The organism is Streptomyces milbemycinicus, from assembly GCF_002154605.1.
Taxonomy (GTDB): Bacteria; Actinomycetota; Actinomycetes; order Streptomycetales; family Streptomycetaceae; genus Streptomyces; species Streptomyces milbemycinicus.
The window spans coordinates 1-9158 of sequence record NZ_MUNE01000170.1; the positions used below are offsets into that span (position 1 = coordinate 1).

Below are 9158 nucleotides of genomic sequence, written 5' to 3' on the forward strand. Positions count from 1 at the left end.
CCCCCGAACACCCGGTGCCCGCCGCGCCGCCCGAGATACGCGAGGCACGCCATGTGCCACTCGTCCAGGTGATCCGTGGCGGGCTGGTCGAAGGCGTCCACCACGGCTCGGTCGTGGTGCTGGCCGCCGACGGCCAGGTGATCGGCCAGGCCGGCGACCCCGACGCCGCGTTCTACCCCCGCTCGGCGCTCAAGCCCGTCCAGGCCGTCGCCATGCTGCGCGCCGGGCTGCCGCTGGACGGCGAGCTGCTGGCGCTCACCGCCGCCAGCCACTCCGGCCAGCAGCGCCACCTGGCCGGGGCGCGGCGCATCCTCGCGCAGGGCCAACTGGCCGAGGACCTGCTGCGCAACGTCCCCGACCTGCCGTACGGCGCCCCCGAGCGCGAGGCGTGGCTGCGCGCCGGGTACGGGCCCTCCCGGCTCGCCCAGAACTGCTCGGGCAAGCACGCCGCGATGCTGCTGACCGCCCAGCTGCGCGACTGGCCCCTGGAGGGCTATCTCGACCCGGCGCATCCGCTGCAGCAGCTGATCGCCGAGACCGTCGAGGACCTGACCGGGCAGCGCATCGCCCAGGTGACGGTGGACGGGTGCGGCGCGCCGCTGTTCGCCATCTCCCCGCACGGGCTGGCCCGCGCCCTCGCGCGGATCGCCACGGCCCCCGCGGACACCCCCGAGGGCCGGGTCGCGGCCGCCATGCGCGAGCACCCCGAGATGGTCGCCGGGACCGGGCGGGACGTCGCCCGGCTGATGCGCGCGGTGCCCGGCCTCGTGGCCAAGGACGGCTTCGAGGGGGTCCAGGTCGCCGCGCTGCCCGACGGGCGGGCGCTCGCCGTGAAGATCGCCGACGGCGGGGACCGCGCCCGGATGCCGGTGACCGCCGTGGCTCTCGCCCGCCTGGGCGTCGACCCCGGCCTCCTCACCGAGTTCGCCGAGGCCCCCGTCCTCGGCGGCGGCCGGCCCGTCGGTAGCCTGCGCGCGGCGGATTTCCTTTCAGACCCGTCCGCCTGACGCCCCCCACACCCAACCCTCACCCCGCCTCACCAAGGGACACCGCACACCGATGACTGCCACCGGCTTCCGCCGAGAACACGACCTGCTGGGCGACCGTGATGTGCCGGCCGACGCGTACTGGGGCGTCCACACCCTGCGCGCCACGGAGAACTTCCCCATCACTGGCACCACCATCGCGGCCTACCCGCACCTCATCGGCGCCCTGGCCGCCGTCAAGGAGGCCGCGGCCCGCGCGAATCAGGACCTGGGGCTGCTGGAGCCGCGCAAGGCCGACGCCATCGCGGCCGCCTGCCAGGAGATCCGCCAGGGCCGGCTGCACGACCAGTTCGTGGTCGATGTGATCCAGGGCGGGGCGGGGACCTCGACCAATATGAACGCCAACGAGGTGATCGCCAACCGGGCGCTGGAAATCCTCGGCCACGCCAAGGGCGACTACGCCCATCTGCACCCGAACGAGGACGTCAACCTCAGCCAGTCCACCAACGACGTCTACCCGACCGCCGTCAAGGTCTCCACCATCCTCGCCGTGCAGGGGCTGCTGGCCGCGATGGAGATCCTGCGCGAGGCGTTCGCCGCCAAGGCCGAGGAGTTCCGCGACATCCTGAAGATGGGGCGCACCCAGCTGCAGGACGCGGTGCCGATGACGCTCGGCCAGGAGTTCTCGGCGTACGCGGTGATGCTGGAGGAGGACCAGAGCCGGCTGCTGGAGGCCCAGAGCCTCGTCCACGAGATCAACCTCGGCGCGACCGCGATCGGCACCGGCCTCAACGCCCCCGTCGGCTACGCCGAGGCCGCGCGCCGCCACCTCGCCGCCATCACCGGACTGCCCATGGTCACCGCCGCCAACCTGGTCGAGGCCACCCAGGACTGCGGTGCCTTCGTCCATCTGTCGGGCGTCCTCAAGCGCATCGCCGTCAAGCTCTCCAAGAGCTGCAACGACCTGCGGCTGCTGTCCTCCGGCCCGCGCGCCGGGCTGAACGAGATCAACCTGCCCCCGGTCCAGGCCGGTTCCAGCATCATGCCCGGCAAGGTCAACCCGGTCATACCCGAGGTGGTCAACCAGGTCGCCTTCGAGGTGATCGGCAACGACGTCACCATCACCATGGCCGCCGAGGCCGGACAGCTCCAGCTCAACGCCTTCGAGCCGATCATCCTGCACTCCCTCTCGAAGAGCATCACCCATCTGCGCGCGGCCTGCCTGACGCTCGCCGAGCGCTGCGTCTCCGGGATCACCGCGAACGCCGAGAACCTGCGCGCGACGGTGGAGAACTCCATCGGCCTGGTCACCGCGCTCAACCCGCACATCGGCTACAGCGCGGCCACCAGCATCGCCCAGGAGGCCCTGGCCACCGGCCGCGGCGTGGCCGAACTGGTGCTGGAAAAGGGCCTGCTGCCCGCCGACCGGCTCGCGGCAGTCCTCCGCCCCGAAGAGGTCGCCGGCCGCGGCTAACCCGCGCACCGCAGCCGGGCGACGCCCGGCGCGGCGCTGAAGGGCAGCAGGTCCTGAAGGCGGTCCGGCCGTCGTACGTCGACACGGAGCTGATCGGCGATGCGGTAGGGGCGGTGCGCGAGCACCGCCCCGAAGCTGCGGCGCAGCCGGGACATGGCGGCGCGTACGGTGACCGTCCGCGTCGGGTCGCCGAAGAGGTCGTCGGCCAGCTGCGCCGCCGTCCGCCCGCCGGGGGACGCGGCGAGGACCAGAAGCAGTTCGGCGTGTCGCGCGCTGAGCTGGTGGGTCCAGGTGCCGGAGGGCCCCGAGAAGGTCAGCGACCACTCGTGCGGACGGCGCACGTCCAGCACCACGCGGCCGGTGCCCTCCGGCCCGTAGAGCTCGCCCGTCTCGTCCGCGCCGGAGCCGACGACCCGCAGCAGATGCCCGCCCGGCAGCGGCTCCACCGCGCAGGTGCCGAGCGCGGGCAGCCACACCGGCCCACACGCCGCCGACTTGGGCAGCAGCAGCCGGTGGTCCCGCGGGGTGACCCCGGTGACACCGGCGATCCAGCCGTGCGGGTCGACCGCGACCGCCTTGCCCCGGATCCGGGCCAGCACCGGCGCCGCGACGGCGCGCAGCCGGTCAAGATCCCGGCTGTGGGCCAGCCGCAGTTCGCCCTCCGCCCACCGGGCCGTCGCGGTGACCAGGGACAGTACGGTCGGATGGGCGCTGGCGGCCGGGCCGCTGATGTCCACGATGCCCAGCAGCCGCCCGTCCCGGGGGTCGAGGACCGGGGCCGCGGCGCAGCTCCAGGTGTGGAACGCGCGGACGAAGTGCTCGGCGGAGTGCACCCGTACGGGCGCCCGGACGGCCAGCGCGGTGCCGATGCCGCTGGTGCCGGCGACGTCCTCGGCCCAGTGGGCGCCCTCGATGAGGGCGATGCCGTCGGCGTGTCTGCGCACCCCGCGGTGGCCGTCGATCCACAGCACCCGGCCGTCTCCATCGGTGATGATCATGATGTGTCCGGCCGCCTCCGCCGCCTCCAGCAGACCGCTGTGCAACGTGGGCAGCACATCCGCCAGCCGGGTCTGCTGCCGCCGCCGCTCCAGCTCCTCGATGCCCAGCAGCCGCGGCGCGCTGCCGCGCTCCGGGTCGAGCCCCAGGCGCAGCATACGGTCCCAGGACTGCCCGATCACCGGGCGCGCGGGCAGCGGAAGCCTGCCCCGGCTCAGGGCGGCCTCGCGCATGACCGCCATGAGGCGGGCCGATTCGGCGGGGCTCAGATCGGCCAGCGGGCCGGTGCCGAGCGAGGCTTGAGTTCGCATGGAGATGCGGCCTTTCGTTCCTTGGGTGCCACGCGCTCCGGCCGAACAGGCTTTGTTTCTCTGGCGATTGTATGGCGGTGATTGTATGGCCCGCCCTCATCCGGCCGGGTCAGGCAGGGCCTGCTCGGCCCAGATCGTCTTGCCCGTGGGGCCGTGCCGGGTGCCCCAGCGCCGGGCGAGCTGAGCCACCAGCAGCAGCCCCCGGCCGCCTTCGTCGAAGACGCGCGCCCGGCGCAGATGCGGGGCGGTGCTGCTGCCGTCGGAGACCTCGCAGATGAGGTCGCGGTCGTGGATCAGGCGCAGCTGGATGGGTGCCTGGGCGTGCCGGATGGCGTTCGTGACCAGCTCGCTGACCACCAGTTCGGTGGTGAAGACCGCCTCGTCCAGGCCCCAGGCGACCAGCTGGTCGGTGGCGTTCTTACGGGCCCGGGCCACGACGGCCGGCTCCGCGGGCAGGTCCCAGGTGGCCACCTGGCTCGCGTCCAGTGCCCGGGTGCGGGCCACCAGCAGGGCCACATCGTCGGCGGGGCGGCGGGGGACCAGCGTGCTGAGCACCGCGTCGCACAGGTCTTCCAAGGACTCGGCGGGCCGGGAGAGCACCGTGCGCAGCGTGTCCACCGCCTCGTCGACATCGCGGTCGGGGACCTGGATCAGACCGTTGGTGTACAGGGACAGCAGGCTGCCCTCCGCCAGCTCCACCTCGCGGGACTCGAAGGGCAGGCTGCCCAGGCCGAGCGGCGGCCCGCTGGGCAGGTCGAGGTATTCGGCGGTGCCGTCAGGGCGGGTCAGCACGGGCGGCGGATGGCCGGCGCGGGCGAGCGTGCAGCGCCGCGAGACCGGGTCGTACACCGCGTACAGGCAGGTGGCGCCGATGTCCGCGGCGGTGCGTGCCTCGGCGCCCGGCTCGTCCTCCGTCTCGGCCGACAGCCGGTTGACCAGGTCGTCGAGGTGGGTGAGCAGTTCGTCCGGGGGCAGCTCGACATCGGCCAGCGTACGCACCGCCGTCCGCAGCCGGCCCATGGCGGCGGACGCCTGGAAGCCGTGGCCGACCACATCGCCCACCACCAGCGCGACCCGGGCGCTGGACAGCGGGATCACATCGAACCAGTCGCCGCCGACCCCCGCCCGCGAGCCGGCGGGCAGATAGCGGCCGGCGGCCTGGACCGCCGCATGGGGCGGCAGCGCCTGCGGCAGCAGGCTGCGCTGCAGGGTCAGGGCGGCCGCGCGCTGGCGGGTGTAGCGGTGGGCGTTGTCGATGCACACCGCGGCCCTGGCGGTGATCTCCTCGGCGAGCAGCAGATCGTCCGCCTCGAACGGCTCCGGGCGCCGGTGGCGGGCGAAGGCGGCCACGCCCAGCGTCGTGCCGCGGGCGAGCAGGGGGACGGCGATCGTGGAGTGGAAGCCGAATTCGCGCACCTTCGCGGCCCGCGCGGGATCGTCCCGCTCCCACCGGGCAGTGGTCTCGGGGACCACCGTGACCAGCACCCCCCGCCCCGCGGCCAGGCACTCGGCCGCGGGCGAGTGCTTCGAGTAGACGGCAAGATCGCCGAGCGCGACCACCATCTCCGGTGTGCCTTCGAGCGCCGACTGCGCGGCGACGCGGCGCAGTACGACGGTGCCGGGCACCGGCCCGGGGGGTGGCTCCGCGCCGCCGGGGTGGATCTCGGGCAACAGATCCACCACGGCGAAGTCCGCGAACTCCGGGGCGGCCACATCGGTCAGCTCCTGCGCGGTGCGCACGATGTCCAGCGTGGAACCGATCCGGACACTGGCCTCGTTGAGCCGCGCCAGCCGCCGCTGCGCCTCGTACCGCGTGGTGGTGTCGTGACCCGACAGGACCACGCCGAGCAACCGGCCGTCGTCGTCGCCGAGCAGCGGGGCCAGCGAGATCGACCAGGCCGCCTTGCCGTGCTTCGGGGGGAGGCTCAGATACTGCGGCAGGCCCGTATCGAGCACCAGGCGCATCATCCGCTCGATCTCGGCGCCGCGCGTATCGGGTACGACGTCCGAGGCGCGCAAGCCGCGCACCTGGGCCTGACCGAAGCCGACCACGCCTTCCATGTACGTGTTCGCCCAGCGCAGGAGCAGCCGGGCGTCGAAGACCGCCATCGTGCAAGGACCCTGGGCGAAGGCGGCCCTGACCAGTTCGTCGTCGTCGGCGGTCGGCCCCGTGCGGTCCAGCGGGGAGACCAGCAGCCACTCGGCCCCGCCGTCCGCCGTCCGCCTGTGGTGCGCCAGCAGGCCGACCCGTAGCGGGCGGCCGTCGCGGTGGCGCAGCGTCAGCTCCCCGCTCCACCTGGTCAGCGGCTCCAGGCGGCCGGGGAGGTCCCCGGCCGCCCCGTCGGCGAGCAGCCGGGAGGCGGGCCTGCCCACCACCGCCGAGTCCGGGTGGCCGAGGAGCTTGCGGGCCCCCTCGTTCCACCCCGTGACGATGCCCCGTTCATCGATGGTGGCTTTGGCCGTGGACGCCTCGTCAAAGAGGTCGTCGGACCGGATGGGCCGGTCCCGCGCGGTGTCCCGTCGCCTCATGGTCGTTCATCTCACGCTGCCTGGTACATCCGGCCGAGGTGATGAGATCGGGGGCGAACCGCCGCGCCCCGGCGGAAAGGCGCCCAGATACTCACATCTTCAAACATCTTCCAGTATGACACCGGCCGCCCGTCCGGCTCTCGCCGGCTCTTTCCAGCTCTTTCCAGTCAATACCCGACGGGCGGCGAACACCCGGCGAAGGCCCTCAGGAACCCACGGGAAACTCGTACACCAGCTGATAACGCCCGGCCGCCACCACGATGTCGGCCGTCTCCACCGCCCGGTCGCCGCTGTAGTACGTGCGCTCCAGCGCCTCGACCACGGAGCCCGCCGCGATCTCCAGCAGCCCCGCCTCCTCCGCCGAGGCCGTGCGCGCCACCACCGCCTCCACCGCCCGGTCCACCGGCAGCCCGATATACGCCATGCGCGCCACGACCCCCCGCCCGGCCAGCGGACCCGCCTCCGGCAGCGCCACCGGCGTCCCGCCGGTCAGCTCCAGCGGCTCCCAGCTGGTGGAGACCATGCTGCGATCGCTGCCCGTCCAGAAGACGTACGCGCTGCGCACCACCTGCGCGCCCGCCGCGAGCCCCAGCCGCTCGGCGATCCCGGGCGGCGCGGCCACCGTGGTGGAGCTGCCCTCGCGCCGCCCCGCGCCGTGGTCCGGCAGGTCCAGCACATACGGCGTGCCGCTGAGCCTGCCGTCGTGCCAGGAGCGCAGCATCCGCCGCAGCGCCGCGGGCCCGCGCACATACACCCCGCTGCCCGCGCGCCCGTAGACCAAGCCCTCTGCCATCAGCACCCGCACCGCGGCCACCGCGACATTGGACCCCACGCCGTACTCCTCGGCGAGCCGGGCGCGGGAGGGCAGCCGCTCCCCGGCGGGCAGCAGGCCGTCCTCGATCTGACGGCGCAGATCCTGGGCCACCCGGAGGTAGGCCGGTGGTTCGGTCATCGCGGTTCTTCCGTCTCCTCCGGGCTCGGGCAGGCCTTTGCGCGGGCTCTGTGACGGACCACACAGCCGCCGGCCTGATGCACCAGGTGCGTCCGTGCGGCGGCCGGCACAGCGCCGAAAGCCTGGGCCATCGCGCCATTCCCGGCGGCCGGGAAATCTGATGCATCAGATTAGCGCGCGTTCTCCAGGGGTTTTCTCCACGGGCCCCAAGTCAGCATTTGAGATTCCCCAAGCAGGCGTTTGACGCAGGCGTACACCGCCCGCAAAATTCCCTGGCCTGCCGCCTTTCATCAACAGCCCCTGAAATGTGACATCTTTATGAACGATTCCGCCGCACCGCAGCCGCGGCCCGCCCGCGCCACGGCCGACGCCGTGGTGCTCGGGGCCGGCCCACGCGGCGTCTCGGTGCTGGAACGGCTGGTGGCGCGGGCCTCGGCGACCGGTCCCGCGCTGCGGGTGACGCTGGTCGACCCGTATCCGCCGGGCGCCGGACGGGTGTGGTGGCGCGGTCAGCCGCCGCAGCTCCTGATGAACACGATGGTCGCCGACAACACCGTTTTCCCCGACGAATCGGTCCGGCTCGACGCGCCCGTCGGCACCGGGCCGACGTTCGCCGAATGGCTCCGGGACATCGCCGTCGGCGGCCATCGGGATTCCGCCGCCGCGGAATTCGCCGCGTATGCGGATGACCGCGCCTACGCGCCCCGGCGGGTCTACGGCAGCTATCTCGTGGACGCCCTGGAGCGGATACGGGCGCTCGGCGGGGGCCGGGTGCGGATCGAGGTCCGTACCGCCGCCGCGCGGAGCGTGACCCCCGCGCCGGGCTCGCCGGACTCCCCGAAAACTGCGGGCTATTCGGGCCTTTCCGGCGGTGGTTACGACATCGCGCTCGACGACGGCACCCGGATCACCGCGCGCGCCGCCGTCCTGGCCACCGGCCACCTCGAAGCGCCGTATCCGGCCTCCGCGGGCCCGTCGGCCAAGGTGCTCCACCTGCCCGGCGGTCACCCCGCCGACTACGCCCTCGACGCCATCGCCCCCGACGCCGACGTGCTGCTGCGCGGCGGCGGCCTCAACGCCTTTGATGTTCTGGCCCTGTTGACCCTGGGCCGCGGCGGCCGCTTCGACGAGCACGGCTACACCCCCAGCGGCCGCGAACCGCGCATCTGGATCACCACCCGGCGCGGCGTCCCCTTCCACGCCCGCGTCGACACCCCCGGCGTCAGGGTCCCCACCGCCTTCCTCACCCCCGAGCGGGTCGCCGCCCTCGCCGCCCGCGAACGCCTCGACTTCCATGCCGACGTCGTGCCCTGGCTGACCGCCGACCTCGAACTCGCCTGGTACGACCGGGTGCTGGCGCTCCACGCCGACGCCCTGCCCGCCCCCGAGGAGCTGCGCCGCGCCCTGACCGCGCTGCCGCCCGGCCCGGACCGCGGTGACGCCCTGCGCGCCGCCGTGCCCGAGCCGCTGCGCCTGGACCTGGACGCGATCGCCGAACCGCTGCGCGGCCGCCGCTTCGCCCACCCCGCGGAGCTGGGCGACTGGTGGGCCGGGCATCTCGACGCCGACCTGGCCGCGGCCACCGACCCACACCTGCCGCCGAGGGCCGCCCTCGCCGTCGCCGTACGCCAGGCGCGCCCCGCCCTGCGCACCCTGATCACCGCCGGCAACCTCAGCGGCGAGTCCTACCGGCGCGATGTGCTCGGCTGGTTCAACGGATTCGCCAACTTCGTCTCCGGCGGCCCGCCCGCGCTGCGCGTCCGCCAGCTGTGCGCGCTGCTGGCGGCGGGCGTGGTCGCCCTGCTCGGCCCGGTCCGGCCGGGCACCCGTTCGGCCTCCGCGGTCGTCGAGGACTTCACGGTACGGCCCGACGCCGTGATCGATGCCTGGCTGCCGGGCACCGACGTCGG

At 73.8% G+C, this 9158-nt stretch carries 6 protein-coding genes; 3 read left to right on the top strand and 3 right to left on the bottom strand.

What is annotated here, in order from left to right; genetic code table 11:
* The first annotated feature begins 14 nt into the window (after positions 1 to 14).
* A complete protein-coding gene (locus tag CCN51_RS15070; RefSeq protein WP_043492386.1) occupies positions 15 to 1007 on the top strand; it encodes an asparaginase in 993 nt (330 codons plus the stop codon).
* A gap of 52 nt (positions 1008 to 1059) precedes the next feature.
* Positions 1060 to 2460, top strand: coding sequence for an aspartate ammonia-lyase (aspA, locus tag CCN51_RS15075; protein WP_014181348.1), 1401 nt, complete (start codon positions 1060 to 1062; stop codon positions 2458 to 2460).
* On the opposite strand, the gene CCN51_RS15080 is transcribed toward aspA, so the two are convergent.
* The 3 genes from CCN51_RS15080 to CCN51_RS15090 form a co-directional block, all read right to left on the bottom strand.
* Positions 2457 to 3767 (bottom strand): helix-turn-helix domain-containing protein, encoded by a 1311-nt coding sequence (locus CCN51_RS15080; RefSeq protein ID WP_014181349.1) that lies wholly within the window; start codon positions 3765 to 3767, stop codon positions 2457 to 2459. The two genes, aspA and CCN51_RS15080, sit on opposite strands and share 4 nt — an antisense overlap.
* A 96-nt stretch (positions 3768 to 3863) precedes the next feature.
* The gene (locus CCN51_RS15085; RefSeq protein WP_014181350.1) at positions 3864 to 6296 is read right to left on the bottom strand and encodes a SpoIIE family protein phosphatase; all 2433 of its coding nucleotides are present in this window, start codon (positions 6294 to 6296) and stop codon (positions 3864 to 3866) included.
* Between the two features lie 205 nt (positions 6297 to 6501).
* Positions 6502 to 7248: a GntR family transcriptional regulator gene (locus CCN51_RS15090; protein WP_014181351.1), complete on the bottom strand. Its 747-nt coding sequence runs from the start codon at positions 7246 to 7248 to the stop codon at positions 6502 to 6504.
* A gap of 318 nt (positions 7249 to 7566) precedes the next feature.
* On the opposite strand from CCN51_RS15090, the gene CCN51_RS15095 reads away from it, so the two are divergent.
* Positions 7567 to 9158 (top strand): FAD/NAD(P)-binding protein (locus CCN51_RS15095; RefSeq protein ID WP_086859635.1); only part of this gene is annotated, 1592 nt, incomplete at its 3' end.